Origin of the sequence: Bdellovibrio bacteriovorus HD100, from assembly GCF_000196175.1 — a bacterium.
Lineage (GTDB): Bacteria > Bdellovibrionota > Bdellovibrionia > Bdellovibrionales > Bdellovibrionaceae > Bdellovibrio > Bdellovibrio bacteriovorus.
Map to the genome: position 1 here is coordinate 1,243,275 of NC_005363.1, position 25,884 is coordinate 1,269,158.

25 protein-coding genes are annotated in these 25,884 nt (G+C 51.3%); 16 read left to right on the forward strand and 9 right to left on the reverse strand.

Annotation, left to right across the window (positions count from 1 at the left end; all coding sequences use genetic code 11):
* Together BD_RS05960 and BD_RS05965 are read right to left on the reverse strand one after the other, a co-directional pair.
* Positions 1 to 459 carry an EVE domain-containing protein gene (locus BD_RS05960; protein WP_011163811.1) on the reverse strand — a complete coding sequence of 153 codons (459 nt, stop codon included), beginning with the start codon at positions 457 to 459 and terminating at the stop codon, positions 1 to 3.
* Complete coding sequence (locus tag BD_RS05965) at positions 456 to 851, reverse strand: YchJ family protein (RefSeq protein WP_011163812.1); 396 nt, start codon at positions 849 to 851, stop codon at positions 456 to 458. The genes BD_RS05960 and BD_RS05965 overlap by 4 nt, the downstream gene beginning before the upstream one ends.
* Positions 852 to 976: 125 nt before the next feature.
* Between BD_RS05965 and BD_RS05970 the strand changes: the two genes are divergently transcribed.
* From BD_RS05970 to BD_RS05995, 6 genes are all read left to right on the forward strand, one after another.
* Positions 977 to 1,744 (forward strand): SDR family NAD(P)-dependent oxidoreductase, encoded by a 768-nt coding sequence (locus tag BD_RS05970; RefSeq protein WP_011163813.1) that lies wholly within the window; start codon positions 977 to 979, stop codon positions 1,742 to 1,744.
* Positions 1,745 to 1,746: 2 nt separating this feature from the next.
* A complete protein-coding gene (gene fumC, locus BD_RS05975) occupies positions 1,747 to 3,144 on the forward strand; it encodes a class II fumarate hydratase (RefSeq protein WP_041583496.1) in 1,398 nt (465 codons plus the stop codon).
* Positions 3,145 to 3,263: 119 nt separating this feature from the next.
* Positions 3,264 to 4,196, forward strand: coding sequence for a hypothetical protein (locus BD_RS05980; protein ID WP_011163815.1), 933 nt, complete (start codon positions 3,264 to 3,266; stop codon positions 4,194 to 4,196).
* 14 nt (positions 4,197 to 4,210) lie between these two features.
* Positions 4,211 to 4,651 carry a hypothetical protein gene (locus tag BD_RS05985; RefSeq protein WP_011163816.1) on the forward strand — a complete coding sequence of 147 codons (441 nt, stop codon included), beginning with the start codon at positions 4,211 to 4,213 and terminating at the stop codon, positions 4,649 to 4,651.
* 22 nt (positions 4,652 to 4,673) lie between these two features.
* Positions 4,674 to 6,692 carry an ATP-dependent helicase gene (locus BD_RS05990; RefSeq protein WP_011163817.1) on the forward strand — a complete coding sequence of 673 codons (2,019 nt, stop codon included), beginning with the start codon at positions 4,674 to 4,676 and terminating at the stop codon, positions 6,690 to 6,692.
* A 134-nt stretch (positions 6,693 to 6,826) separates the two neighbouring features.
* Positions 6,827 to 8,188, forward strand: coding sequence for a PAS domain-containing protein (locus tag BD_RS05995; RefSeq protein WP_011163818.1), 1,362 nt, complete (start codon positions 6,827 to 6,829; stop codon positions 8,186 to 8,188).
* Here BD_RS05995 and BD_RS06000 read toward each other — a convergent pair whose 3' ends face one another.
* Together BD_RS06000 and BD_RS06005 are read right to left on the reverse strand one after the other, a co-directional pair.
* The gene (locus tag BD_RS06000) at positions 8,189 to 8,875 is read right to left on the reverse strand and encodes an RluA family pseudouridine synthase (protein ID WP_011163819.1); all 687 of its coding nucleotides are present in this window, start codon (positions 8,873 to 8,875) and stop codon (positions 8,189 to 8,191) included. It abuts the gene before it with no gap.
* On the reverse strand, positions 8,872 to 9,282 hold the full coding sequence (locus BD_RS06005; RefSeq protein WP_011163820.1) for a hypothetical protein: 411 nt from the start codon (positions 9,280 to 9,282) through the stop codon (positions 8,872 to 8,874). Before BD_RS06005 ends, BD_RS06000 begins: the two co-directional genes overlap by 4 nt.
* Before the next feature lie 116 nt (positions 9,283 to 9,398).
* Here BD_RS06005 and BD_RS06010 point away from each other — a divergent pair, with 116 nt between their 5' ends.
* The 4 genes from BD_RS06010 (at position 9,399) to BD_RS06025 (ending at position 11,609) form a co-directional block, all read left to right on the forward strand.
* On the forward strand, positions 9,399 to 9,653 hold the full coding sequence (locus BD_RS06010) for a hypothetical protein (protein WP_011163821.1): 255 nt from the start codon (positions 9,399 to 9,401) through the stop codon (positions 9,651 to 9,653).
* A gap of 68 nt (positions 9,654 to 9,721) precedes the next feature.
* Positions 9,722 to 10,651 carry a ParA family protein gene (locus BD_RS06015; RefSeq protein ID WP_011163822.1) on the forward strand — a complete coding sequence of 310 codons (930 nt, stop codon included), beginning with the start codon at positions 9,722 to 9,724 and terminating at the stop codon, positions 10,649 to 10,651.
* A gap of 12 nt (positions 10,652 to 10,663) precedes the next feature.
* Positions 10,664 to 11,272: a hypothetical protein gene (locus BD_RS06020; RefSeq protein WP_011163823.1), complete on the forward strand. Its 609-nt coding sequence runs from the start codon at positions 10,664 to 10,666 to the stop codon at positions 11,270 to 11,272.
* Positions 11,273 to 11,276: 4 nt separating this feature from the next.
* Positions 11,277 to 11,609 (forward strand): BolA family protein, encoded by a 333-nt coding sequence (locus tag BD_RS06025; RefSeq protein ID WP_011163824.1) that lies wholly within the window; start codon positions 11,277 to 11,279, stop codon positions 11,607 to 11,609.
* On the opposite strand, the gene BD_RS06030 is transcribed toward BD_RS06025, so the two are convergent.
* Positions 11,606 to 12,100 carry a hypothetical protein gene (locus BD_RS06030; protein WP_011163825.1) on the reverse strand — a complete coding sequence of 165 codons (495 nt, stop codon included), beginning with the start codon at positions 12,098 to 12,100 and terminating at the stop codon, positions 11,606 to 11,608. The two genes, BD_RS06025 and BD_RS06030, sit on opposite strands and share 4 nt — an antisense overlap.
* 105 nt (positions 12,101 to 12,205) lie before the next feature.
* Complete coding sequence (locus BD_RS06035) at positions 12,206 to 12,466, reverse strand: hypothetical protein (RefSeq protein ID WP_011163826.1); 261 nt, start codon at positions 12,464 to 12,466, stop codon at positions 12,206 to 12,208.
* 203 nt (positions 12,467 to 12,669) lie between these two features.
* Here BD_RS06035 and ettA point away from each other — a divergent pair, with 203 nt between their 5' ends.
* The gene (gene ettA / locus BD_RS06040; RefSeq protein ID WP_011163827.1) at positions 12,670 to 14,340 is read left to right on the forward strand and encodes an energy-dependent translational throttle protein EttA; all 1,671 of its coding nucleotides are present in this window, start codon (positions 12,670 to 12,672) and stop codon (positions 14,338 to 14,340) included.
* A 119-nt stretch (positions 14,341 to 14,459) separates the two neighbouring features.
* Entirely contained in the window at positions 14,460 to 15,173 is a 714-nt protein-coding gene (locus BD_RS06045) for a DUF4010 domain-containing protein (protein WP_226987960.1), read from the forward strand.
* Here BD_RS06045 and BD_RS06050 read toward each other — a convergent pair.
* The 3 genes from BD_RS06050 to BD_RS06060 all read right to left on the reverse strand — a co-directional run bounded on the left by BD_RS06050 (position 15,160) and on the right by BD_RS06060 (position 20,498).
* Positions 15,160 to 18,615, reverse strand: coding sequence for a beta strand repeat-containing protein (locus tag BD_RS06050; RefSeq protein WP_011163829.1), 3,456 nt, complete (start codon positions 18,613 to 18,615; stop codon positions 15,160 to 15,162). The two genes, BD_RS06045 and BD_RS06050, sit on opposite strands and share 14 nt — an antisense overlap.
* A gap of 92 nt (positions 18,616 to 18,707) precedes the next feature.
* Entirely contained in the window at positions 18,708 to 19,988 is a 1,281-nt protein-coding gene (locus BD_RS06055) for a sensor histidine kinase (protein WP_231839298.1), read from the reverse strand.
* Between the two features lie 105 nt (positions 19,989 to 20,093).
* Positions 20,094 to 20,498 carry a J domain-containing protein gene (locus BD_RS06060; RefSeq protein WP_011163831.1) on the reverse strand — a complete coding sequence of 135 codons (405 nt, stop codon included), beginning with the start codon at positions 20,496 to 20,498 and terminating at the stop codon, positions 20,094 to 20,096.
* 284 nt (positions 20,499 to 20,782) lie between these two features.
* Here BD_RS06060 and BD_RS06065 point away from each other — a divergent pair, with 284 nt between their 5' ends.
* The 4 genes from BD_RS06065 (at position 20,783) to BD_RS06080 (ending at position 25,847) form a co-directional block, all read left to right on the forward strand.
* Entirely contained in the window at positions 20,783 to 21,205 is a 423-nt protein-coding gene (locus BD_RS06065) for an SWIB/MDM2 domain-containing protein (protein ID WP_011163832.1), read from the forward strand.
* A 444-nt stretch (positions 21,206 to 21,649) separates the two neighbouring features.
* Positions 21,650 to 22,414 (forward strand): type I methionyl aminopeptidase, encoded by a 765-nt coding sequence (map, locus tag BD_RS06070; RefSeq protein ID WP_011163833.1) that lies wholly within the window; start codon positions 21,650 to 21,652, stop codon positions 22,412 to 22,414.
* Between the two features lie 66 nt (positions 22,415 to 22,480).
* Positions 22,481 to 23,863 carry an adenosylhomocysteinase gene (gene ahcY, locus BD_RS06075; RefSeq protein WP_264358377.1) on the forward strand — a complete coding sequence of 461 codons (1,383 nt, stop codon included), beginning with the start codon at positions 22,481 to 22,483 and terminating at the stop codon, positions 23,861 to 23,863.
* Positions 23,864 to 24,251: 388 nt separating this feature from the next.
* Complete coding sequence (locus tag BD_RS06080; RefSeq protein WP_011163835.1) at positions 24,252 to 25,847, forward strand: HAMP domain-containing methyl-accepting chemotaxis protein; 1,596 nt, start codon at positions 24,252 to 24,254, stop codon at positions 25,845 to 25,847.
* The last annotated feature ends 37 nt before the right edge of the window (positions 25,848 to 25,884 follow it).

Genomic DNA, 25,884 nt, shown 5'->3' on the forward strand with positions numbered 1-25,884 from the left:
CTAAGCGCCGCCCAGTTTGGTCAGAATATCAAAATGCTTTTTTTCAACAGGCTGAATGGAAAGGCGGGAGCCTTTTTGCAAAACCAGCATGTCAGCCAGTTTTGCGTTGTCGCGCAGCTCAGGCAGACTGATATAGTTTTTAAAGTGCGCCACATATTCCACCTGCACACAGAACCAGATTGGTTTTTCTTTGGTGGCTTTCGGGTCAAAATATTCAGATTTTTTATCGAACTGCTCTTTGTCCGGCTCGGCCACCTTGCTGATACGAGCAATGCCAGCCACTCCTGGAGGAGTGGCGTTGGAGTGATAGAACAGCACTTCGTCGCCGACTTGCATGTCTTTCATCATGAAGTTGCGCGCCTGATAGTTGCGCACACCGGTCCACCAGGTCGTTTTGTCTTTCTTCAGTTGATCCAAAGAAAAGACATCCGGTTCTGATTTCATCAGCCAGTACTTCATTTGGTTTTCTCCGCTTTGATTTTTCCGGATTTGAAGAACCATTCGCCCGCTTGTTTGCGGAACAGGCTGACTTCGTGATGGATGAAGTCTTCATCATCGACGTTGTAGTAGGCTTTGAACTCGACGGTGCCTTTGGTGCCCTTTTCTTCGGCGTGAATAATCTCAAGCTTCAGGAACTTCGCACGTTCCGCCCACTCACGGTTGGCCTCTTCGTCGATTTGATCCAAAGTCTGAGGATCTGTCGTATCCTGCAGGTACTCCATTTGATTCTTGGCAAAAGCGCTGTAACGAGCGCGCATCAAGGCTTCGGCCGTCGGCGCCAAAGCTTTACCAGAGTGATAAACACCACAACATTCAGAATAATTTTTCTCAGAACCACAAGGACATTTCATAGCCCGCGAAACTACCAGAATTCCCCCTAAAAGGTACCTGCTTACTTTTTCCGAAGCATTGCGTTATTTGGCTTGTGGGGGTGCCCTTCCAGAGGGGGGCTGCTATCGTTTTGGGGTGAGGTGAAATGATGGCGAAGTGGGCTTTGATTACTGGGGCAAGTTCGGGAATTGGCTGGGCAACGGCCGAGGCGCTGGCAGCGCAAGGATTTGATATTTTCGTGACTGGCAGACGCTATGAAAAACTGCAAGAGCTGGAAAAAGCCATCAAAGCCCGTCATCCCAAGACTCAGGTGAAGCTGGCTTGTTTTGACGTGTCCGACCGTTTCGAGGTCAGTGAATTCGTCAAAGCTCACAAGACTGAAATTTCTGAGGTGGAAATTCTGGTCAACAACGCAGGCCTGGCTCGTGGAGTTGAAAAAATGCAGGACGCCTCTTTGGATGATTGGGAGGTCATGATCGACACCAACATCAAAGGCCTGTTGTTCATGACCCGCGCCGTGGTGGAACACATGGTGAAAAAGAATTCCGGTCATATTATAAATTTAGGCTCGGTGGCGGGTCGCTGGACTTATCCAGGCGGTGGAGTTTACTGCGCTACCAAGTTTGCTGTGCGTGCATTGTCTGAAGGACTGCGCATGGATTTGCTGGGCACCAAGGTGCGTGTCACCAACATTGAACCGGGCATGGTGAACACGGAATTTTCCGTGGTTCGCCTGGGGGATCAGGCCAAGGCCGACAAGGTCTATGAAGGCATGACTCCGCTGTCGGCTCAGGATATCGCCGAGACGGTCGCTTGGTGCGCAGCCAGACCGGCCCATGTGAACATTCAAGAACTCGTGATTTATCCCACAGATCAGGCCCATGTCGGCCAGGTCGCTCGCAAAGGAGTGTAGTGATGGCAGAGGGCGGATTCAGAATCGAAAAAGACACCATGGGTGAAGTGAAAGTTCCCGCAGACAAGTTCTGGGGAGCACAGACCCAAAGGTCCACAGAAAACTTCCGCATCGGGGGCGATCGTTTCCCGCGCGAGATGATCCGGGCCTTGGGTGTCTTGAAGAAGTCCGCCGCTATCACCAACGAAAAACTGGGTCTGCTTGATCCGAAAAAAGCCTCGGTCATCGTGAAAGCCGCCGATGAAGTGATCGTCGGCAAACTCGACGCCCATTTCCCGCTGGTGGTGTGGCAGACGGGTTCAGGCACACAGACCAACATGAATGCCAACGAAGTTATCGCCAATCGTGCGATGGACATGATGGGCATCAAACTTCCCAGCAAGGAAGTTCATCCCAATGATGATGTGAACAAGGGCCAGTCTTCGAATGACACTTTCCCCACCGCCATGCACATTGCTGTGGGCGAGCAGATTCATCATCGCCTGATTCCGATGCTGGAAAAGCTGCACAAAGCTCTGGAAAACAAACAGAAAGAATTTAAAGACATCGTGAAAATCGGTCGCACCCATTTGATGGATGCAACCCCCCTGACCCTGGGGCAGGAGTTTTCCGGTTACAGCACCCAGGTGAAACACTCCATCCAGCGCGTGAAAAACACCTTGCCGCATCTGTACGAGCTGGCATTGGGCGGGACGGCGGTGGGAACGGGTTTGAACACGCATCCGAAATTTGCGGTTGAAGCCGCTGCGGAAATCGCTCGCGAGACGGGGATTGCCTTTGTTTCGGCTGAAAACAAGTTTGAAGCCCTGGCGGCCCATGACGCTTTGGTGGAAGTCAGCGGGGCGCTGAACTCGGTCGCGGTGTCCCTGATGAAAATTGCGAACGACATCCGCCTGCTGGGTTCCGGCCCGCGCTGCGGGATCGGGGAGCTTCATTTGCCCGAAAATGAACCGGGAAGCTCCATCATGCCGGGCAAAGTGAATCCCACCCAGAGCGAGGCTATGACCATGGTCTGTGCCCAGGTGATGGGAAATCACGTGGCCGCCACAATTGGCGGGGCGACGGGGCATTTTGAGCTGAACGTGTTTAAGCCCGTGATTGTGTTCAATGTTCTGAATTCCGTGCGCCTGTTGGCGGACGCGGCAGAATCCTTCACCGATCACTGTGTGGTGGGCATTGAAGCCAACCGTAAACAGATTCAGAAGCATCTGGAGCAGTCTTTGATGCTGGTGACGGCACTGAATCCTCACATTGGCTATGACAACGCAGCCAAAATTGCCAAAACTGCCCATAAAAACGGCACAACACTGCGCGAAGAAGCCATCAATCTTGGACTGCTCTCTGGCGAAGAATTTGATAAGATAGTAAAACCGGAAAACATGGTCGGCCCCAGCCGATAGAGCGTGAGCTGAAGCTCGGCTCCAGCCAGCGGGCGCATAAGCTGAAGCTCGGCTCTAGCCGGCAGAGCTGAAGCGCCGGCAGGCGCGCAAGCTGAAGCAGCAACAGAATTTGGAGAAATATGAACCCACTATTGGCAAAAGCGGACTGGATGAATCGTGACGACATCAGACCCTATGTGTTTGTTCGTCCCGAAAATCAGATCGCTCAGCCGGGTTCTGTGCATCGCAATGACTGGTTCACTCAGTCTCCCGTCTTCAAAAACCCTCTGGATGTGAAAGAACTGGCGTTTGCCGATCGTATTTACTCTTTGGAAGAGCGGGCCTTCGGGCCGTCAAACATGGCCATGCCTCGCTGGGTCTTTTATGACTGCGCGGTGATGCCAGGGTTTGTGGCGGGCTTTGCGGCTCGTCCTTCGGCCCTTTCTAAGGCGGCGCGTGAGGCGCTGGACCCCAAAAAGTTCCCGGCCAGCCTTTCTCCGATCAAATCCTCCGGGGTTCTAAAAGAGGTTGAGTCCCTGGATGACATGGACTGGATACCCTTGTCCCTGTTTATCATCATCCCGACGATGCATAAGGGCGAGTGGGTGGCGCACAATCTGTGCTCTGTGAACTCACTGTTGCCGAAAGAGGAGCAGTTTTACGGTCTGGGTTTCTTGTCCAAGGCCTTTGGTCTTTGGTACGCCAACGTGGAGCAATGCTCCGGGATGACCCAGTGGGGGAGTCCGGCTTTGAAGCTGCACTCGCATTATGGTCATTTAGAGGTAATTGGGGCTTACGCTCCGGTGCATTCTCATGCTAAAACTATTACTTACCGCGTACAGGTAAATACCCAGTGCTGGGAAAAGTTCTTTAACAAGGAACCGGATCTGGCCTTTCTGGAAAACTACGGACCGACGGGCACGTTCATCGATCCGAAACAGGAAGTGAGTATGTTGAACTTCCAGCAGCGCATTGAGCGCGGAGAGGGCCCTTTCTACCTGAGTGCAGGGGAGATTGCCCAAAAGAAGCTCGACGAACAATTGATGATTTATAGTTTGAAACAACAATACTAGATAGGAAGATATACATGTCCATGAATACCCTGCCACCGGTCGCGAAGTCTTTTTTTGCGTTCTGTAAAAAATGTGATGCCGACAGATACCACGTTGTCCTGGCTCACACTTCGGCGACTTCCGCAAAGATCAAGTGCGAGATCTGCGGTTCTCAAAAGACGTATTCTCTTCCTAAAGCTCAGACTAAAACCGGCAAGCCTTTGACAGGTGCAGCGGCGAAAAAACGTGAGCAGACCATGAGCTCCCGCAAGTCCAGCCACCGCAATGAATACGACATGCTGATGTCGAACGACGGCGCGGCGACGGCGACTTACAGCATGAAGGGCAAGTTCGAAAAGAACACCAAGCTGCAACATCCTAAGTTCGGCCTGGGCTTCATCAAGGACGCTATGACTGATAAAATTGAAGTTGTGTTCGAAGACGAAGTTCGTACTTTGATCCATAACCGTCAGTAATTTTTTATAGAATCGAAAATTAATGGATTGGTTTAAGGGGCTTAACCCCGAACAACAAAAGGCCGTGAAGCACAACTTCGGGCCTTTGTTGATTTTGGCGGGTGCCGGTTCAGGCAAAACGACGGTTCTGGTTTCCAGGACAGGACGACTGATTTCAGAGCGTGTGGCACAGGCTCAGGAAATCTGCGTGCTTACTTTTACCAACAAAGCCGCGCGCGAGTTGAAACATCGCGTGGGTGCAAAGCTGGGAAGCTCCGGCTCGGGCATGTGGGCGGGGACCTTCCACTCGTTCGGATTGCAGATTTTGCGCCGATTCCACAAGCATGCGGGGCTTTCCCCGTATTTCGGCATTGTTGATCAAAGTGACTGTAATGCCATCGTCAAAGATCTGATCAAAGACATCAAAAACTCGGGCAAAGACAAGTTCGATGCCGACAAGATCCTGAACATGATCAATGACCGTCGCACGGGCATGGCCCCGCAGACGGAAGCCTTTGACGAATATCACGAGATGGTGGAAGTCCTGACTCCGAAATTCACCAAACGCCTGGAGCATCTGGGGGTTGTGGATTTCGAGGGGCTTTTGATCAAGCCTATTACGTTGTTTAAAGAAAATCCTGAAATCCTGGAAAAAGTGCAGGGCATGTTCACGCAAGTGATGGTCGATGAGTTCCAGGACACCAATCGTCTGCAGATGGATCTGATCGCGCAGATCGTGAAAAGCCACAACAACATCGCGGTGGTGGGGGACGACGATCAGTCGATTTACGGCTGGCGTGGGGCGGAAGTGAAGAACATCCTGAACTTCCCCCAGGAATTCACACCGTGTGAAGTGATCAAGCTTGAGCGCAACTATCGTTCTTCCGCTGAAATTCTGGCGGTGGCGAATGCGGCGATTTCCAAGAATAAAAACCGTCACGGCAAGATCCTGCGTCCGCAGGTTGCGGAAGACACCGGTCAGTTGCCGGAATTGTTTATTTTGGATCGTGAAGAGGACGAATGTGAATTCGTCGTCACTGAGATTTTGAATTTCCAAAGACAGGGTTATTCCTACAAGGACATGGCCGTGCTTTATCGTTCCAATACGCAAGGAGGCTTGATTGAGTCCTCGTTGCGTCGTGCGAACGTGCCCTATCATATCTCAGGGGGCACTTCGATCTTTGACCGTCGCGAGATCAAGGACCTGATGGCTTATCTGAAGCAGGCTTTGGCTCCGAATGAAGTGTCCCTTCGCCGTATCATCAATGTGCCTTCGCGCGGGATTGGTGACACTTCCATCGAGAAATTGAGTGAATTTGCACTGAAAAAACGCATCAACTTCGTCGATGCCTGCCGTTTCTGGCAGGAAGCGGGAGTGCAGGACAAAGCCGGCGCCGCCATTGATGATTTGATGATGTTCATTGAAAATCTTCCGAAAAACATCCTCGATTTCCAGGTGGGTTCTTCGCCAGGGGCGAAGATGGTTCAGATTTTCCAGGACATTGGTTACCGCGAATACGTTTATGGAACGGCCGCGGACCCCACCAGTGCCGAAAAAAAATGGATGGTCGTCGAGATTCTGGGACGCATCCTGGATTCATTCCTGGGCCGTCGTTCTTATGACGTTGAAAACATCAAATCCTTCGTGGATTGCATGCTTTTGCGGGATGATCTGTCCGAAGAGGAACTGGAAAACAAAGTTCAGCTGATGACCTTGCACGCCTCCAAGGGCCTGGAGTTCCCGGTGGTGATTTTGGCGGGCCTTGAAGAAGACCTTCTGCCGCACAAGAATCTGGGATCTGACATCGATGAAGAACGTCGTTTGTTTTATGTGGGCGTGACCCGCGCAAAAAAGCGTCTGGTGATGTCGCGCTGTCAGCAGCGCAAGAAGAACGGCGCGGTTCGTCCGGTGGCGCCTTCACGATTCCTGCTGGAGCTTCCTAAAGAGCTTTACACAGAATTCCCTCTGGGAGCTCGACCTGTGGTCGGGCAAGAACGCGAGGATTTAGTGGCAAGTTTCCTGTCGAAGCTGGACAGTAAGCTGGGAACGGGCAAGAAGTAGCGATTTTCTCTCGAGATCCGAATCTATTTTGATCTGAAGCCTGAGCAACCATCACTTTCGTGAATGAGTGCTAAGGCTATGTCCGGGAAGTGCCGATCAAAAAACTGTTAAAAAGTTTTTTTCGAGAGGATTCCATGAAACGTCCCGTGCCCACCCAAGCTGAAAGCCCTTTCGGGTTTGATGAGTTCTTTTTTTCAACAACCGACAAACGTGGCGTTATCCGTTATGGAAATGATGTCTTTGTTCGTGTCAGCGTTTATCCCAAAGAATCCATGTTGGGTGCTCCGCACAGTCTGATCCGCCATCCTGACATGCCTCGTGCCGTGTTTAAGGAATTCTGGAGCTTTCTGAATCAGGGGAAAGCCGTCGGAGCATACGTTAAGAATCTGGCCGGGAACGGCAGTTATTATTGGGTGTATGCGTTCGCCTTTCCGATTGGCGATGGGTATTTGTCTGTTCGATTCAAGCCCTCTTCAGAGTTGTTTTCAGTTGTGCAGGGTCTTTATAAAGAGGTCCTGGCTTACGAGCAGCAGGAACACAGTCTGGAAGAGTCCCATCAGCACTTGCTGCTGAAGATCCAAGAGGCCGGGTTCCCTGACTATGAAAGCTTTATGATGAAGGCTGTCATGGAGGAGCTGAAGGCCCGGGCTGCCCAGGTGCTGGCCTCTGAATCCAGATCGTCCGGAGCCACCGGTGCCAGTCAGATCACTGCGGTCACAAATTCCACCACACGCAAGCTGAATGATGTTTTTGATAAGCTGCGGGACTTTCAAGGGGCCAATCAAAGTCTTGAAAGTGCTATGGGTCGTCTGGATCAGGGCTTTCAGCAGCTGAAGTTTATTTCCATCAATATGAAAATCGCGGCTGCCAAATTTGGCGAGATGGCGGCAAGTCTGGGTGTGGTTTCCCACGAATTTTCAGTGTTGTCGGGCACTATTGAAAAGCACCTGGGCGGTCTTTCCGGGTTTGTTGAGGAATTGTCTAGTGTGATTCAAAAGTGTGTCTTGCGTGCAGCGGCCCTGAATGTGCAGATGCTGATGGTGGACTTTTTTGTTCGCGAATCCATCGCCAAGCTGGCAACTTCAGAAAACGCTTTCGACGAGATGCTGCAGAATCAGAAGGCCTTTTCCGATCTTTTTGCCCAGTATTGCCAAAATCTCGATAAAGAGTTTTCCGAGCTGAAAAAAAGCCTGTCCGCGATTTCCTATGAGATGCTGGAAGTGGCCAAGTTTGTGACCGGACTTGAAGTGGTTCGTCAGATGGGGGCGATTGAGTCGGCGCGAACAACTGAGATTAGAAACAGTTTCACGCACTATCTGGAAGCAATGGATGATTTTATTCAGTTGCTGCGCGAAAGTACCGGTGAAATCGGCCGGGGTGTGACTTCCCTGGCCTCAAATTCCGAATTCATTGTGTCTTCCATTCGCAATATTTCAGGAAATGTGGATCAGATCTTTGCTCTTGCTTCCTCGCAAGAGCAGCAGAAAGCCGGCTAATCAGCCTTTCATGGCTTCCTTGAATTCTGGCGGCAGCGGGGCTTCAAAAGAGTGTTTATAGCCATTGATCATCACGGTCATGCGCGCTGCGTGCAGGAACATGCGTTTGGTTTGGTAAATATTCGCCATGCGCTCGTTGTACTTGGGGTCACCATAACGAGTGTCACCCACGATGGCATGCCGGATCAGGGCCGTGTGTTTGCGGATCTGATGCTGGCGTCCGGTGATCAGGCGCACTTCCACCAAAGAAAAATACTTATTGGCTTCAAGGACTTTGTAAAGCGTCCGGGCCTCGACGCGGTCTTTTAAAAGCCCCTGCGGATTTTTGCGTCCTTCAGCTTTGTCGGAAATAGGTGTGTTCCATTCCTGCCAATCGGTGCTGACAGGAAGTTCGCCTCGCAAAAGTGCGTAATAAGTTTTTTCAACTTTGTGTTCTTGAAACTGCCCGGAAAGATTGGCGGCGGTTTCGGCATCCAGTCCCACCAGCAAAAGGCCACTGGTTTCCTTGTCCAGACGATGTACGGGGTGAATGTCCTGATAGGTTCCCGGTGTCAGTTGCTTTTTTAGAAGTGTGCGCACATCGGGTGGGTCATTGTGAACAGAAACGCCCGAAGGTTTGTTGATCACCAGCCAGTGTTTGGATTTTTCGACAATGGGTATTTGGATCGGTGCGGACGGGCGGCTCATGGGATCTCCTTCAGGATTTTCTGCACCTCTTCCGGGGGCAGATCCTGAGTGGTCAATGGACTTTCAAACAGGGCTCTTTCTTTACGGGAGATCGCCAATGAATGCACGGAAATTAAAACAATCAGGTTGAACAGGAATCCGCCCCAGCTCAGGAACAGGAAAAAAGTTCCCATAAGCAGGATGTTCTTTTCATAAGCTTTCAGGTTCTGCTCTTCAGCACCCTCGTTGAAGGGCTCGACATCCGAGCGGGACTCGCGCCAGTAAAGTCCGACTTTTTGCAGGTTGTTTTGCAGCTGTCGGTACGCAGGGGCTTTGACCTTTTTCCGGTGTATCCACAAATGCAGTCCGGTGACGGAAGCCGAGGGAATCCAACCGATGACATAGGCGGCGGCAAGTTCGGGTGCCATAGAGGTCCTTTCAGGAGCTTTTCCAGCTTATTCCCTTGGTTGATTCTTAGCAAGCCAGAGCCCGGGGGTTTGAGGCAGCAAAGGGTTGCGGGGCAAAATACATCAAGGGGGTGTCTATGAATCCGAATATCAATGAATTCCTGGATTTTCTGGAAAAAGAGGATGACACGGATTATGGCGACTTCAAGCGTGAGGTGGACCTGCATCTGATGCAACTGGCAGAGTCCCTGCGCCCCTTAAGTAATGAACAAGTCCTGCAATTACGCCGCATGCGCGAGCAATTACTCTGGTCTTACAAGGACGATATCGAAGAAATGCGCTCGTTGTTGAAACAAGAGGTCAGCCACCTTGAAGAGTTTGGCCCCCGATAAGTTGGTGCGCTGCGTGTTTCCAAGCTTAAAACCCCCTTGTAGGCTTGAAGGACTGACGGAGGTCCTTCATGTCCACTTTGGCGCAACAGGAGTTTTGCATTACTCTCAGCGATTTGGCCTCGTTCATGGAGATTCCTCCAAATCAAATCAAGGCCAAGGCTGAAAAAACTTTGCAGCGAAAGATCAAATCCCCGTGGCTGCTTCCCGAAGAAGCCCGTCAATTGTTGCTGGCTGAAGGTTACAAGTATCCCCACAAGGTGATTTCTATCCAAATGCTTAAAGGTGGGGTGGCCAAGACCACGTCCGTCCTGAACATGGGGCTGCGAGCCGCCATGTACGGCGCACGCGTGCTATTTGTGGACTTGGATCAGCAGGCTAATTTGAGTTTCGCTTTGGGTGTCGAGGACGAGTCCCTTCCAGTCTGGGTGGACATCGTCGAAAAAAAGAAAAGCATCGATGAATGTGTGCGTTTTATCGAACCGCACGTGGATTTGATTCCGTCCAGTCTGAACAATTCGGTTTTGGACCGGGTGTTGCTGAACTCCAACCGCAACTGGTCTTTGGCGGTGAAAACCCCGCTGGAAAAAATCAAACACCGTTATGACCTGATTCTGATCGACACAGCTCCAGCCCTGAGCGCCACGAACACCGCTGTGACCGTGGCTTCCGACGAGGTGATTTTGCCAGTGAACCCGGACAAGTTCGCCTTTATGGGCCTGCAAAAGAACCTGAGCGAACTGGAAGACATCCGCAGCGACTTCAGTCTGGAGTTCTCGCGTAAAGTTCTCTTTACCAAATTCGATGGACGTGAGAAGTTCAGTCATGAGCTTTTACAAAAGTGCATAGAGTCTTTTGAGGACTCGCTGATGAAGGGCTATATTCGAACTTCAGCAGAGGTGAAAAACACCGTGCGCTCCGGCAAGAGTCTTTATGCCGGAAAGTCTCCGATCAAAGCCGACTATGATTTTGTAACCCGTGAAATGTTGGGATTTGTTTAAAAGGAAGTAAACATGCCAGAGATCAAGCATTACGACGCAAAGAAAAAGCATCATCATCCAAAAAAACGCCGTCCTCATCACGAGGCGCAGGCGGAAATCGACGAAGCCACTGAGATCCGCGGTGACGCCGAAGAAATCATCGATGAGGCCCACGCCACAGGGGGCGAAGCTAAAGCCACGATGAAGGAGGCAAAGGCCACAATGGAGGCCGCTGATGAAATCAACACGGAAGCGCAAAACGAAGGCGTAAAGGCCGAACAAACACTGCGTGACGCTCATGAGATGGAATCCGAAGGTGCTCCGGCTTTTTCTGAAGACACGACCGATTCTGACATTCATCACAGCGAGGAGAAGGTTCACCTGGAGTTTTATGGCAGTGAAATGATCCGCCAGAAAGCCCCGAAAGTGATGGAAATCGCAGACACGGTTGCTGACGAGTGGAAGAAAGACGGGCAGTTTGAAGGCTTGCCTGTGGGAAATCCGATCGCGCAAATGGCGGCAGCCAAAGCTTTGCGCACAGCCAAGGATGTTGATAAGAAGCTGGAAGAAAAAGGTGTCTATGCCATGGCTAAAATGGGCATCGATCTTATCAAATCAAAAATCGAAAAAAGAAATCACTAGATAGATGTCCAAAAGAGAACAACGCATCCGCGAAATTCTGAACCAGTCCCTGGCTCCGTTGGAGCTGGGGGTGGAAAACGAAAGCCACATGCACTCCGTCCCGGCCAATAGCGAGACGCATTTTAAAGTGCTGGTGGTGTCTGAAGCCTTCGAAGGAAAATCTCGCATCGACCGTCAACGCATGGTCAACGATCTGTTGAAGTCCGAACTTCAATCAGGCCTGCACGCTCTAACACAAAAAGCTCTGACTCCGACAGAGTGGCAAGCTCAAAAAGACACCTTAAACTTCGTCAGTCCGGAATGCCTGGGCGGGAGCAAACACGATCGTCGGTCCTAGGGCGCGGGTTTTGGCTGGGGCTTGGGGCTGTCTGAAATCAGGATGAGTTTCACTTCTTTCTTTTTGTTGGACTGAGGGAAGTTGATTTTTGCGGAAGTGCGAATCGTTGAGATGAAGTTTGGATTGTTTTTAGCGGTGCATTTCGAGATGTCGAGAGTGACTTCAGAGAAGGACATATAGTCCGAGGCTTCTTTTGCGCTGATGACTTTCGCGCAAGTGAGTGCATTGATGTTTTCATCGATTTTTTCACCGCCACAACCGATATTCGAAGGCACTTTATATTCCGCCGTCCACTGCTGTAAAGCCGGGCCCTGAGGCAGGCCATAACATCCAATAATCGGCGCACGCTCGACAAAGAACGCATCAGATTCAGTTCCATCCGACTGAATATGTTGCACGACGAGCGCAACTCGATCATTGCCATCCACCGTCGCATGAACTGTTGAACCAAGAATCGAAATCCCTAAAAGCATTCCCGCAGCAAAACGCATATATAGTACCTTTGTTCGTTGAAAATAAATTGGAGCCAGTATTGATCAATACCAGGTTGATTGCGGCGAAATTTATTCAGATTTGCGTGAAAACAAGGCGGGCGATTACTCGTCGAATTGATTAAGCTTGGACTTCAGCTCACCCAGAAGGCGTTTGACTTCCTGCAGCTGCTCTTCGTCAGGGGACACCTTGTTGGCAGCTTCTTCTGTCAGGGTTTCCCAGGTGTTCAGGGCGTGCTTTAGGTCGGAGTTCAGGTTGCCGAACAGGGATTTTTTGGACGACGGCTCACGCTTCTCCGGTTTTTCCGGGGAATTCGGCGTGTCAGTATTCGAATTTTGCTGCCGCTCTAGGTTGCCGCCACTCATTAAATGCTTATTTCTGTCCGTAATTTAAGCTCAGTGCTTATTTTTTGTGCCGGAAAACCGGCTTTCTATCAGAAGCGCATCCTGCGCTAGGGGCGATAGTGTGATAAATGGAACTCCATTTGACAAGCGTTTTCGGGCTGGTAAATTACTTCGTTTATAGACGAAGTCAGGGCCGAATCCGGTCTTTTTAGGAGTGTGACGTCATGTCTCAAGAGATTATCTACACAATGAAGGGCGTAAGTAAAGTATATCCTCCACAAAGATATGTGTTGAAGGATATTTATCTTTCTTACTTCTATGGCGCCAAGATTGGTGTTTTGGGTCTGAATGGCTCTGGTAAATCCACTTTGCTCAGAATTATGGCAGGCGTGGACAAGGACTTCCTGGGGGAAGCTTTCCCTTCCAAGACAATGAAAGTCGGCTATTTCGAGCAAGAGCCTCACTTGGATGAAGCACTGACAGTGAAAGAAAATATCTTCGCTGGCATGGGCGAACTGCCGAAAGTGATGAAAGAATACAACGCGATCAACGACAAGTTCTCGGACCCGGATCTGGATCCGGACGAGATGAACAAGCTGATCGAAAAACAGGGTGCACTTCAGGAAAAACTGGAAGCCCTGGGTGCCTGGGACGTCGATCAAAAGATCGAAATCGTGATGGACGCTCTTCGCTGTCCAGATGGTGATCTGCCGGTGACAAACCTGTCCGGAGGTGAAAAACGCCGTGTGGCTTTGGCCCGTTTGATCATGTCTGAACCAGATATTTTGCTTTTGGACGAGCCGACGAATCACCTGGATGCCGAATCGGTGGCGTGGCTTGAGCAATATCTTTCCAAGTTCCCGGGAACTGTTATCGCGGTCACGCACGATCGTTATTTCCTTGATAACGTGGCTGGCTGGATCCTTGAATTGGATCGCGGTGAAGGTATTCCTTGGAAAGGGAACTATACTTCCTGGCTGGAACAAAAAGACAAGCGTCAGGCGAACGAAGCCAAAGATCAGGCTCGCAAGGCCCGCACGCTGGAAAAAGAGTTGGATTGGATCCGTCAGGGCGCCAAAGCTCGCCAGGCGAAATCCAAAGCTCGTATTTCTAACTATGAAAACCTGTTGAAAGAGGCTTCTCCGGAAAAAATCCAGGAGATGTCCATCTACATCCCGCCAGGACCTCGTCTGGGCGATATCGTGGTGGAAGCGCATAACATCACCAAAGCCTACAACCACAAAGTTCTTTTGGATGACGTGAGTTTCACAATTCCAAAAGGGGCGATCGTGGGTGTGATCGGTCCGAATGGCGTGGGTAAATCCACGTTGTTCCGCATGATCACAGGCAAAGAGCAGCCTGATTCCGGAACATTCAAGGTCGGCGAGACAGTCAAAATCGCCTACGTTGACCAGACCCGTGAAACTCTGGATCCGAACAAGTCCATCTACGAGGAATTGTCCGGTGGCGCTGATGTGATCCAGTTGGGCACGCGTGAAATCAATGCGCGTCAATATGTTTCCTGGTTCAACTTCTCGGGTTCTGACCAGCAGAAAAAAGTCGGTCAGTTGTCCGGTGGTGAACGCAACCGCGTGAATATGGCAAAAATCTTGAAGCAGGGTGCGAACTTGTTGCTTCTGGATGAACCGACGAATGATCTGGACGTCAACACCATGCGTGCGCTGGAAGAGGCGCTGCTGGAGTTCGGTGGATCTGCCGTGGTTATCTCGCACGATCGTTGGTTCCTGGATCGCGTGTGCACGCACATCATGGCCTTTGAAGGTGATTCCAAGATTGAATTCTATCCTGGAAACTTCACCGAATACGAAGAAGACCGTAAACGTCGTCTGGGCGAAAATGCGGGACCAAAACGCATTCGCTTCAAAATGGTGTAATGAAAAACCAGTGGGTGAGAGCAGGGTTATTCCTGCTCTTTCTTTTTGTGGCTTCACGATGGGTCCCACCGCATCCGGTGGACCCCTGGGGACTTTTCCGTCCTCAGAAAATTCTTTTTATGTTTTTCGCCCTGTCAGCCCTTCAGGTGGTGGGCAAGGCTTTTTCAATTTGGATCGGCCGGAAAGCCGGCGTCATTCTGACCGGTTTTTTGGGTGGTTTGCTTTCCAGTACAGCGACCACCGTCACGTTGGCCAAAGAAAGTCACGAACCCGTAGGATCGCAGACTCTGCGTCTGGCGGCCCTGCAAAGTGCGATTTTGGCGATGCTGGTTCAGGCCGCGGTGCTAATCAGAGCTGGAGGAATTGCAGCTTTTGAGTTGGTGGGGCTGCATTTTGCGATTTTGTCGCTGATCACTCTTTCTTTGATTGGATTGTTATGGCGGCGCAAACCGCAATCACATCCGGTGATTGCGGGGACCGAAAGAATACTCGATATCCGATCTTCATTAAAACTCACGGTGTTCATTGTGCTGATTCTGTCGGCTTCCAAACTTGTGCAAGAGTGGGCGGGCAGTCAGGGGTTGATGATTCTGACTTTTGTGATCTCGCTGTTTGAGGTGCATGGATCTTTGATTTCGACCTCTCAGCTGCTTGCGGCGGGAAAAGTCGATGGCTTTCAATATGAGCGACTTGTGGAAGCCTCTTTGATGGCAAGTTACGTTTCAAAGTTTGCGCTGGTTGCGACGATATCAAGTTCGGGGTTTCGCAAAAAGGCCTTAATGACCTTGGCCCCTGGGATGTTGTTTATACTGTTGCATCTTACCAGCAGGTGAAATTTGTATTGTTTATGCGGCCGAACATATGCTCCACACGCCAGTTTGAAACGGCGGGGTCATAGTGAAGGGTCGCAAAGACTTGTCCCATTCCAATAGCCAATTCTGTACCTGCAGAGTTTTTCAAAGACACCTGCCATCCACTCCACTCCAGATGAATAGCTCCATTTGAACCCGTGGTATGGAAAATAACCTTATAGGGGCCACCCCAGCTAGTTGCGATAGAGTCGAATTTGACTCCGGCATCAGGGCCGGCATTGCAACCCGTGACACTGTCTTGCAGGATAGGGCCGCCAGCCACCCACTGGTGCATTTCACCCTGGTGGGCCAGAACATAGGCATTGGTCCACGGCATGGAGGCCGTGACTCCACCCGAGTTGCGAACCGCCGAAATAATTCCGTAGTTGGGTTGTTTAATCCCGCCGTTAACATCCATTTTTGCAGTCGGAGCGCCGACACCAACACCGACGTTGCCGTTTTGATCGATGACGACCTTTTCTGTGGACCCGGTTGCACCGTTGTTGGTGGTGTTGAAGATGATTTTTGCCCCGCCGGCCGACGCCGTATGTGCCTCGGTGGCAACGAAGTTGATAGAGGCATTTCCGCCGGATTGGTATTGGGTCCCGTTGTAAGCAAACGCAGTAAGACTGGTGAGGGATTGTCCGCTGGTGACGGCTGTCGGAGCGGCGAGAGTTCCGGCACTTTGATAGCCGGAGAATGTGGCCATTTCGATGGTGCTAGAAACGAGTGCGGATATGCGGCCGCCTACGTCGGTGCCTTCGCCAACGGCCTGAATGCCCGCGCGATTCGGGTGTACTGCTGATGACGGCACACGCGTTGCCACCTGCAAAGGCACGGCGGGAGCAGGGGTGCCGATCCCTACAAGTCCTGAGCCGGTTATTCTCATGCGTTCTGAATCTGTTCCTGCCGCGGCTGTATAGAAGCGCAAGTTTCCGTTCACGGCTGTGGCAAAGTCTGTTTCAGCCGAAGAAGAAATGCGTGCGCTATAGGCGTGTGCGGTATTATCCCAACCGCGGAACGCCAAAGTTCCGATAGTGTCGTTGGCCAAAAGGGGATTGCGGGTGGTCGTTGTGCCGCGGGAACGCGTCAGGCTGATTTGCGGAAGGGCTGTTTCGGAATTCACACCTTCCAGATAGATGTCGTCCCCATAGTCTGTTCCGTCCCCCACGATATGCAGACGGCGGGTCGGCGAAGTGGTGCCGACACCAATCATCCCGTCACTGGCCAGACGCAGTTTTTCAGTTCCGTTCACGCTGAAGCCCAGTATGTTGGTGCCCGGGAACATTCCGGATGTGCTGTATCCGCCAAAGGAATATGTGGGATTTGCCGCCGTGAACGAACCTCCCCCCAGCCGCATCAATGGTCCAAAGGAACCATTCAGGGTCAATGAGGTGGAGCTGAGATCCATGGCCAGATTTCCGCCCGAAGTGAACTTCATAATTCCACCGTTGTTGGAAATCCCGGTGTTCGGGCTGTTTGTGAAAGTCAAAGAAGGTGAATTCCAAGCGCCATCGGCAAGGTAAACCTTACCTGCGCCCGTGATGTTGTAAGTTGCCATGTTCAAATGGGTTGTGGCCGTGTGATTCCCCAGATTGTCGCCCGTAGCCGGCAGCAATGCCGCCGGAACTTTTCCGGAGCCATCCAGTTCTACCAAATTCCCGGCAGAGGTGCCGAAGTTTTTCGCCGCTGCGGTTCCCAGACCGGAAACCTGCGTGCTGCTGATGGCAATGTCCGCACATGAGAATGTGTCGGTGATCGAACTCCAGTTCAGGGTTTTGTTGGCTGTTGCGCAGGCTGCTGGCATTTGCGCATTGCCAGTGACCGTCGAACGAAGCTGGCCGAAGCCAAAGTACTGAGTGTCCCACTTTGTATTGTCGTAAACCAGAACCTGTCCCACCAGTGGAGTCGTCGCGGCCACGGCTGTGCCTTGGATTTTTTCAACTTTGGTGTTGCTGAGGCCCGCGGTCGAAGTCACATCGCCAGCGACATTCGGAAGATCGGTTGCCGTCGCATTGGACGCCGCTGTCACAAGACCCTTGGCGCTGACGGTAACGCGGTTGTAAGTTCCGGCCGTGACACCCGAATCGTTGAGTGAAATCGCCGGGGTCGTTCCACCCGAGCTTGCCAGCGGTGCCGTGGCCGTGACATCTGTCACGGTGCCTCCGCTGGTCGTGACGGTGGTCCAAGACAGTTTTCCTGTGCCGTCAGTCTTTAGCAACTGACCATTGGTGCCGTCAGCCGCAGGCAGTTCATAGCTGCTGTTTCCGGAAAGAGCAGGGGCCTTCAGCTCCACATAGTTTGCTCCATTGTACAGGCGCACTCCACTGGAGGTCTGAATCAGGCCGCTGGTGTTGATGGCGGTGGAACCCCCGATGGTGCCGGAGGTGATCGCACTGCCAGAAACTTTTCCGGCAGTGGATATCGTCGCAAGTTTGCTGTCTGCAATGGCCGCGGCGGCTGAGATGTCTTCATTCAAAATGGTTCCATTCAGAATTTTACCCGTGGTCACGGCATCGTCCTGAATTTTGGCGGTTGCGACCGTATTATCGTTCAAAGTGACTGTGGCCGCCGGACTGCCAGACGAGGACACCGCCCCCGTCAAAGAAGTGATAGCTCCCGCCGTGCCGGAGTTGTCATCTGCCGGGGCCCAGTTGGTCCCGTCAAATTTCAAAACTTTTCCAGACGCCAAGCCGGTATTCACAACCGGGGTTCCTTTGAGGCGATCCACAGAAGTGGCGCTTTGTGTGCCAGACACATCCCCCGTCAGATTGCCAGTGAAGCCCGCAGAGCTGCCTGGGATGTTTCCGGAAACATTAGCGCCAGTCACCACGGGCGCTGTGCACTCGAAGGTTCCAGCCGGGGCAATATGGCGAAGGTAGGTGCCAGCACCACAAACCGGCAAAGAGGCTTTGTCCACAAAGTCGCTGGCGACATTGGATCCCAATTTCAAGGCGCTTTGCGCCAACTTGGCGTGACCAGCATAGGGGACAGAGCGGATTTCATTGTCCGGGGTGATCAGCTTCCAGCCCGTGCCGTCGTGGAATTGCACACGCAAAAGACGTTTGTCGTCGGCAACTGGAGTGTAGGAGCCCCCGCCTTCACAGGGAATGGCGACGGAATTGTCAAAGCTGTCCAGCAGTTTAAAACCCGCAGCAGCAGGGTAGTTTTTGGTTCCGGTACCAATGGGTACGTCAAAGACGCCGGAGGAGTTGCGCATATCGATGGCGCCGGAGGTTTCACGGTAAAGCACGCAGGTGCCGCTCGGATTGGTGATCGAGAACTCGAATTGGACGCCGTTGACTTCAAGAGCCTCGCCTTGAGAGTTCTTTATACGTCCCTGATAGGTGAGTGAACCCGGCGTGGCCAGAGCCCACGACGAAAGAAAAAGAACTGTGATTCCCGTTACGTACTGTTTTCCCATGGGATACTTATCGGCAGATCGTCAGCCTCAATTCAGTAATTTTGGGCAATTCTTTGCAAGGCGAGGGGTTGTTGAGTCCTGTTATGAGACACTTACAAAACAGACTTGGCCAAAGGCATTTTCAGAACCACGCGGGTTCCACTCGGAGCAGAAGAGCTGGTTTCCTCGCTGGAAAAGATCTCAATCGTCCCATCCATCATCTGCAGGTATTCGCGCACCAGAGGCATGCCATAGCCCGTGCCTTTTTCGCCCTGAGTGCCGGGACGGGTGGTCTGGGAATTCAGGTTGAAGATGTTGGCCAGGATCTCTTTCGGAATACCAATCCCATAGTCGCGGATCTCGATAATCACTTCGCTGTCTGTAGGATAGGCCCGCAGGTCAATGCGCTCGCCGGGGTGAGAGAACTTGATGGCGTTGTTGATAAGGTTCTGCAGCACGACGTTGCTCAGGATGGTCTTTTCACCGTTGATCGGCATGCGGTCGCGGGAAATATCCAGCTGCATCTTGATGCCTTTTTGCTGGGCCGTGGCGACGGTGTTTTCGTAGACTTCGTTTAAAACCATGGTCAGGTTCAGCGGTTTCAGGGGCATGGAGGCTTTGCCGTCTTTCACGGACTTCAGATGTCGCACCTGCGCCAGCAGGTTGACGATGTCATCCACGGCGCGTTCGATCTTGTCCAGTTCTTGGGCGCCGGACGGGTTTTCCTCCCGGTCCTCTTTGGCTTTCACCAGGTTGTAGGTCATCGAAGACAGAGTGTTGGCAATGTCATGGATCAGGACCCGCAGGAGGTTTTCCACATCGAGGTTTTTCTCCTCGAGGTTCTTCATCAGGCTCTTTTCCCCGCGGATGTAGTAGTGGGTGTTAAAGGCCGAGAACAACAAAAAGACGACGACATTAAAGAGCTTTTCGCGGTTGTAGTCCCCGTAGTCGGCAATGACGTTAGGGCCGAACCCCTGCGAGCGGGCGTACCAGAAGAACCACAAGATCGTAAAGACGATCAGATAGCCGCCAATGGCCCCGGGAACGCCGACCAGGATACCGCAGACCAGAGGAATGGCCGTCAGCCAAAAGATGCCCGGAGCCTCGATACCACCCGAAAGATAAAGCAGATAGGCCAGGATCAAAGAGGACATCGTGCCCATAATGCAGGCAGAGATCAGATAGTTTTTAAGGAGTCGCAGGCACAGTGGCGGCACAATCAGCAGCACCACCCAGATCGGGATCAGGGCTGAGTTATAGTCGGGGACCTTATACTGCAAGTTGAATTTTACTATATAGACAAGCGAAACGGCGAGGGTCAGAAAATAGATGACCTTGAAGTAGGTCAGTCTTTTTTTGTAGGCATCCTCTGATGTAAAAGTCAGGTCTCGCATGGTGCTTCTATTCCTGGTTGCTTCCATTATGCAATATCGGCGACGAAACAAAAGGCCTGAGGGTATTTCAGCAATGTAATCTTGTTTAGCTGAAATTTGTTTGTTCTAGAGTGAGACAAGCGGGCGCAAGGTCTCGTAGTGTGCTTTCAGCTCTACGAACTGCGGGGCGTTTCCACCATGGTCGGGATGCAGAATCATGGCGGCTTGGCGGAAGGCTTTTTTCAATTCACTTGCGGTAAAGCCGGCTGGAAGGTCAAAGATCCAGCTCTTCAAAAACTCGTAAGCCTGCTGCTGAGACGGGGAAAAGTTATGAGCTTTGCGCTGTGGACGAACTTTGGGGGCCGGATATTGTCCACGTGGGGAGTTGAATTCTTTGCGCCCCACTTGCCCGATCAGGAAGGCAAGGTGGGAGGGGTCGGCATTCAAAAGGCTTTCTTCGGAGGCGTTCACGAAGGGTTCAGAACCCATTTTCTCTCTGAGAATTTGCTTGAAGCTTGCCTGAAAACTCATGTCTTTCTTATCGGTAGAAAGGGGGGATGGCTCAGTCCAGAAGGTGTTTTCCCTGTGAAAAACGGACTTTTTTAGAGGGGAAAAGGGGGCTTTCCATAGGGGAAAAAGCTGTTTTCAGAGGGGGGAGGGGGTGGTTTTAGAGGGGAAAACGGGGTCTTTTCCGCTTCCTGTGCGAAAAAAAAATGATTTCCCCTGCATTTTTCTTTAGACAAACGACTGGACTTGGATACACACTAAGCTCATTCGAGATAAACAAGACTAAAAACCTAACGGAGGAATTTCGAATGGCAAAAGCAAAAGCTACAAAAAAAGCTACTACTAAGAAAGCAGCTCCTAAAAAAGCTGTAGCAAAAAAAGCAGCTCCAAAAGCAGCTAAAAAAGCGGCTCCAAAAGCAGCAGCTAAAAAAGCAGCAGCTCCAAAAAAAGCAGCAGCTCCTAAAAAAGCAAAAACTGCTCGTAAACCAAACGCAGCTTTCATGAAAGCGTTGACTCCATCTGCAGCTTTGGCAGCAGTTGTTGGTGCTTCTCCACTTCCACGTACTGAAGTTGTTAAAAAACTTTGGGCTTACATCAAGAAGAACAACCTTCAAGACACTAAGAACAAAAGAAACATCAATGCTGATGCAAAACTGAAAGAAGTTTTCGGCGGCAAAACTCAAGTTTCTATGTTCGACATGACTAAACTAGTTTCTAAACACCTTAAGTAGTAGGTCGTTTAAAACGGGGAAAAAAGCCTAGGTAAAACCTAGGCTTTTTTTTTGCCTTCGTTTCGGGGCTGGTGAAAAAGGCCCATCTCCTGCGTTGTCGGCGGGTCTTCTCGCTCCGACGTACCATGGGTACGCCTCCGCTGCGAGGACCCACCTCCGCCTTGTATATGGACCTTTTTGACCAGCCCCTCGTCCCGTTTGGGGGTGGGCTTCCGCTGCGCGGGATCGCAGTTGATGGGCTCGACTTTGTCGTCGCGGGTATGGCTTCCGCTTTGCGGGTTCGCTTTTGGCTGGGCTTTCGCCGTCGCCTTGGTGGGGGTGGTTTATTAGCTCGATTTTAGAGGGGAAACGGCGGCTTTTATCTAAGGTGGACTTGGATTTTCCCTGTTGGGAGTTGGGGTTTTGGTCTGTTCAAGGGTGGGGGGCTGTGCTATACCATCCTCTATGGGAATTAAGCCGCTTTCTTTGGAAGAAATCAAAAAGATGACTGTTGCCTGCCGTATTGCAGCCGACACGCTCACTTACCTGGATAAATATATCAAAATTGGTATGACCACGAACGAGATCGATCAGCTTTGCTTCGATTTTATGGCGACCAAAGGTGCCAAGTCCGCATGTCTGGGGTATCACGGCTATCCTAAGTACACTTGTACTTCTATCAATGAAGTTGTCTGCCATGGCGTTCCTGATGACAAGACCATCTTGAAAGACGGGGACATTATCAATGTCGACGTGACTGCTTGGATTGATGGTTTCTTTGGGGACACGTCCAAGATGTACATGATCGGTAACGTTTCTGAAGAAGCCAAGGACCTGGTGGAAACCGCCCGTATGGCTCGTGATATCGGTATCGAAGCGATTCGACCGAACGGTTATACCGGGGACATCGGTTTCGAAACGAACAAGCTTGTGACCCGCAAGGGGTATGTGGCCGTGAAAGAGATCGGTGGGCACGGTGTGGGCCGCAAGTTCCACGAAGAGCCGTTTGTTCCGTCCTATGGCAAAAAGGGCAAGGGCGAGCGCCTGGTGCCGTTCCACTGTATCACCGTCGAACCGATGGTGAATCAAGGGACTGACGAAATCATCGAATTCGACATTCCAGGAAGCAGCATTAAGTACTATCATACTGCAGATAGTCTACTGTCCGCACAATTTGAACATACAGTTCTTGTGACGGATACTGGATATGAAATCTTAACTTTACCATAATTTTTAAAAACCTAAGACAAGGACTTCAATCAAATGTCATTGACTACGACGAACGGAAAAACCGCTATGAAGAAAAATGCTAAAATGAAAGCTCCTACAGCAACTAAAACTGCTGCTAAAACTCCAGTTGTTGACTACCGAGTCAGCAAAGAAGCAATGGAAAACCCAGAGGTTTTCGCAAAGCTTGCTAAATGGGGTCGTGAAGAAATCAAGATTGCTGAAACTGAAATGCCAGGTTTGATGGCTCTTCGTAAAGAGTACAAAAAACAGCAGCCTTTGAAAGGCGCTCGTATCGCTGGTTGCCTTCACATGACTATCCAGACAGCGGTTCTGATCGAAACGCTAGTTGAGCTGGGTGCGGAAATCCGCTGGTCTTCTTGCAACATCTTCTCCACTCAGGATCACGCCGCAGCGGCTATCGCGGCAGCGGGCATTCCGGTATTTGCATGGAAAGGTCTGACTGAGCAGGAATTCAACTGGTGTATCGAACAAACTATCGTGGGTTGGGGCAAAGAAGGCTTCAACATGATCCTGGACGACGGTGGTGATTTGACGAACATGATGCACGAGCCTCGTTTCGCCAAAGAAATGAAGAAAATCATCGGTATCTCTGAAGAGACAACCACCGGTGTCCACAACCTGGAAGTCCTTGTAAAACAGGGTAAACTGAAAGTTCCAGCGATCAACATCAATGACTCTGTTACCAAATCCAAGTTCGACAATCTGTACGGTTGCCGCGAATCTTTGGCTGACGGTATCAAACGTGCAACGGACGTGATGGTTGCCGGTAAGATCTGCGTTGTTGCGGGTTACGGCGATGTGGGTAAAGGTTCTGCGCACTCTTTGCGTGGACTGGGCGCCCGCGTTCTTGTGACTGAAATCGATCCAATCTGCGCGCTTCAGGCGGCAATGGAAGGTTTCGAAGTGACAACGATGGAAGATGCAGCTCCATTGGGTGACATCTTCGTAACAGCGACTGGCTGCTGCGACATCATCACTGACAAGCACTTCATGAAAATGAAAAACAACGCGATCGTGTGCAACATCGGTCACTTCGATATCGAAATCGACATGGCTTGGTTGAACAAGAATTCCAAAATGCGTGAAGTGAAGCCACAAGTGGACATCCACACTTTGAAAAACGGCAAACAAGTCATCATCCTGGCTAAAGGCCGTTTGGTGAATCTGGGTTGTGCTACGGGCCACCCAAGCTTCGTTATGTCCAACTCCTTCACCAATCAGGTGTTGGCGCAAATGGAACTTTTCAACAACCGTGACAAGTACCAGGACATCGCTGTTTACCGCTTGCCTAAGCATTTGGACGAAAAAGTGGCGGCATTGCACTTGGATAAATTGGGCGTGAAGTTGACTAAACTTTCTTCCAAACAAGCCAAGTACCTGCACATGAGTCCTCAAGGCCCGTTCAAGCCTGAGCACTACCGTTACTAATCAACCCGCAAGGGAAGAGGGGCTGCAGAGAGCGTGAAACTCTCGGACAGTCCTCGCGCAAGGGAGCCTTCGTGGCTCCCTTTTTTTTTGCCGTTGGACGATCTTCTTTATTATTGCACTTGTGACTGGCGCTGTGGAACTCGGTTTCACGCTCTCTGCAGCCCCTCTTCCCTTGCTGGTGATCAGCTTGCTTGTGCTGTGCTTTTTGAGTCTACGGTGCGGTATTGTTGGTGACTTTTTCTGTTTTTGATTTGTTCTGTTAAGGACTTTAGGGGCGGGTTTTGTAATCAAGATTATTTCACACCTTTAGTGCTTAGGTTTCTTTGGGGTCGACCCGATAAATTTGGCCATCGCTGGGGAATGCGATGGCTTTTGTCGGGGGAGAATAATGAACGTACGCAGTTTAAACTTTAAAGTGTCTGTGATTGTTGGGATCCTAGTTGTTTGTTCGGCATTGATTGCGGTCATGAGCTGGCGAAGTCTTGGCGAGTTGAATTCGACTTTGACTCGCATCACGAATGTCACTGTGCCTCGAATTGATCGGGATCACATGATGAAAGAGATCTTCCTTACCCAGGTTATCAATGAAAGAAACTTTGCACTGAATCCTGCGGGGGGACCGGCGCGGGAGGCGGCTCGTAAGTACATTTCGGAACGCCACAAAGAGATGGCGGAAGTGCTGGAAGAGCGCAAAGCCCTGGCGGATGAAGCGGGGGTGAAAAGGATCGCGGCCTTCGAAGCCGTTTATAAAGAGTGGACGGATCTTAACACTCAGGTGACCGAGCTCTTTGACAAAGGTCAGGACAAAGAAGCACTGAATATTCTTGTCACCAAGGGGCGCGATGTCCGTGTGCGGGGGACGGAAATCGTGGATACCATGGTCAAGAGCAATAACGAGCGCATGCAGGCTGATCAGAAGTCTGCCGAGGCCTCTTTTGCGCGTTCGCGTGACCTGTTGCTGGGCACAGTCGTGGGGGCTCTGCTTTTCGGTATCGCTTGTGCTTTCCTGGTTCTTAGGTCTCTTAGTGCGGGTATCAACCGTGTTATTTCAGAGCTGACTGACAATTCCACTCAGGTGTCGGGGGCTTCCCAGCAGATCTCGGTTTCTTCCGAACAGCTGGCGGAGGCTTCTTCTGAACAGGCGGCTTCTTTGGAAGAGACCGTGGCAACACTGGAGGAACTGACTTCCATGATCAAGATCAATGCCGATAATGCCCGTGAGGCGGCCCGTCTTTCCGGAGAGACCAGTCAGGTGGCCAGCCGCGGTGATCAAGAGATTCATTCTTTGATGGATTCCATGCAGGCGATTTCCCAGGACTCCAAGCGCATTGAAGAAATTATTAATGTGATTGACGACATTGCCTTCCAGACGAACTTGCTGGCGCTGAATGCGGCGGTGGAAGCCGCGCGTGCGGGCGAGCAAGGAAAAGGTTTTGCGGTTGTGGCGGAGGCGGTTCGTAATCTGGCTCAGCGCAGTTCATCAGCAGCAAAGGATATCACGGAGCTTATCAAAGGCAGCGTTGAGAAAATTGACCGAGGTGCCCATCAGGCTCAGCAAAGTGGGAGAGTGCTGGGTGAAATTGTGCAATCAGCCCAGAAGGTGTCCAGTCTGAATGCTGAAATTGCCAGCGCCAGTGAAGAGCAATCCAACGGCGTCAATCAAATCAGCAAAGCCATGAATCAATTGGATCAAGTGACACAAGTCAACGCCGCGACCTCGGAAGAAGCCGCCGCCGCTTCGCAAGAGCTGTCCGCCCAGGCCCAGCAGTTGGATAAAGTCGTGGATCTTTTGACCTACACCATCAAGGGCGTGCGCCGGGAAATCGCAGCCGCCGCCAGCGGTGCGCAGTCAAAAGCCAAAACCATTGACATCAAGTCAGCCCGAAGGCACCCGGCCCCAAAGGTGGCCCCCCACAAAGTTTCGTCAGTAAAAAGTGACTCCATGGATGACTGGGGCAAAGTAGGAACCACCGACGGCTTCTAAAAGGTGCCTTAAAAGGTGCCTGGTGACTTTTTACATC

What these genes read in the sequence shown, in the direction of transcription:
- BD_RS06050 (WP_011163829.1), bottom strand. Translation starts at nt 18,615, where the DNA reads ATGGGAAAACAGTACGTAACGGGAATCACAGTTCTTTTTCTTTCGTCG.
- BD_RS06055 (WP_231839298.1), bottom strand. Translation starts at nt 19,988, where the DNA reads ATGCGAGACCTGACTTTTACATCAGAGGATGCCTACAAAAAAAGACTG.
- BD_RS06020 (WP_011163823.1), top strand. Translation starts at nt 10,664, where the DNA reads ATGCCAGAGATCAAGCATTACGACGCAAAGAAAAAGCATCATCATCCA.
- BD_RS06000 (WP_011163819.1), bottom strand. Translation starts at nt 8,875, where the DNA reads ATGAGCCGCCCGTCCGCACCGATCCAAATACCCATTGTCGAAAAATCC.
- BD_RS06015 (WP_011163822.1), top strand. Translation starts at nt 9,722, where the DNA reads ATGTCCACTTTGGCGCAACAGGAGTTTTGCATTACTCTCAGCGATTTG.
- BD_RS06080 (WP_011163835.1), top strand. Translation starts at nt 24,252, where the DNA reads ATGAACGTACGCAGTTTAAACTTTAAAGTGTCTGTGATTGTTGGGATC.
- ahcY (WP_264358377.1), top strand. Translation starts at nt 22,481, where the DNA reads ATGAAGAAAAATGCTAAAATGAAAGCTCCTACAGCAACTAAAACTGCT.
- ettA (WP_011163827.1), top strand. Translation starts at nt 12,670, where the DNA reads ATGTCTCAAGAGATTATCTACACAATGAAGGGCGTAAGTAAAGTATAT.
- BD_RS05985 (WP_011163816.1), top strand. Translation starts at nt 4,211, where the DNA reads ATGTCCATGAATACCCTGCCACCGGTCGCGAAGTCTTTTTTTGCGTTC.
- BD_RS06060 (WP_011163831.1), bottom strand. Translation starts at nt 20,498, where the DNA reads ATGAGTTTTCAGGCAAGCTTCAAGCAAATTCTCAGAGAGAAAATGGGT.
- BD_RS05960 (WP_011163811.1), bottom strand. Translation starts at nt 459, where the DNA reads ATGAAGTACTGGCTGATGAAATCAGAACCGGATGTCTTTTCTTTGGAT.
- BD_RS05970 (WP_011163813.1), top strand. Translation starts at nt 977, where the DNA reads ATGATGGCGAAGTGGGCTTTGATTACTGGGGCAAGTTCGGGAATTGGC.
- BD_RS06025 (WP_011163824.1), top strand. Translation starts at nt 11,277, where the DNA reads ATGTCCAAAAGAGAACAACGCATCCGCGAAATTCTGAACCAGTCCCTG.
- BD_RS06035 (WP_011163826.1), bottom strand. Translation starts at nt 12,466, where the DNA reads ATGAGTGGCGGCAACCTAGAGCGGCAGCAAAATTCGAATACTGACACG.
- BD_RS06045 (WP_226987960.1), top strand. Translation starts at nt 14,460, where the DNA reads ATGTTTTTCGCCCTGTCAGCCCTTCAGGTGGTGGGCAAGGCTTTTTCA.
- BD_RS06005 (WP_011163820.1), bottom strand. Translation starts at nt 9,282, where the DNA reads ATGGCACCCGAACTTGCCGCCGCCTATGTCATCGGTTGGATTCCCTCG.
- BD_RS05995 (WP_011163818.1), top strand. Translation starts at nt 6,827, where the DNA reads ATGAAACGTCCCGTGCCCACCCAAGCTGAAAGCCCTTTCGGGTTTGAT.
- BD_RS05980 (WP_011163815.1), top strand. Translation starts at nt 3,264, where the DNA reads ATGAACCCACTATTGGCAAAAGCGGACTGGATGAATCGTGACGACATC.
- BD_RS06010 (WP_011163821.1), top strand. Translation starts at nt 9,399, where the DNA reads ATGAATCCGAATATCAATGAATTCCTGGATTTTCTGGAAAAAGAGGAT.
- map (WP_011163833.1), top strand. Translation starts at nt 21,650, where the DNA reads ATGGGAATTAAGCCGCTTTCTTTGGAAGAAATCAAAAAGATGACTGTT.
- BD_RS05990 (WP_011163817.1), top strand. Translation starts at nt 4,674, where the DNA reads ATGGATTGGTTTAAGGGGCTTAACCCCGAACAACAAAAGGCCGTGAAG.
- BD_RS06065 (WP_011163832.1), top strand. Translation starts at nt 20,783, where the DNA reads ATGGCAAAAGCAAAAGCTACAAAAAAAGCTACTACTAAGAAAGCAGCT.
- fumC (WP_041583496.1), top strand. Translation starts at nt 1,747, where the DNA reads ATGGCAGAGGGCGGATTCAGAATCGAAAAAGACACCATGGGTGAAGTG.
- BD_RS06030 (WP_011163825.1), bottom strand. Translation starts at nt 12,100, where the DNA reads ATGCGTTTTGCTGCGGGAATGCTTTTAGGGATTTCGATTCTTGGTTCA.
- BD_RS05965 (WP_011163812.1), bottom strand. Translation starts at nt 851, where the DNA reads ATGAAATGTCCTTGTGGTTCTGAGAAAAATTATTCTGAATGTTGTGGT.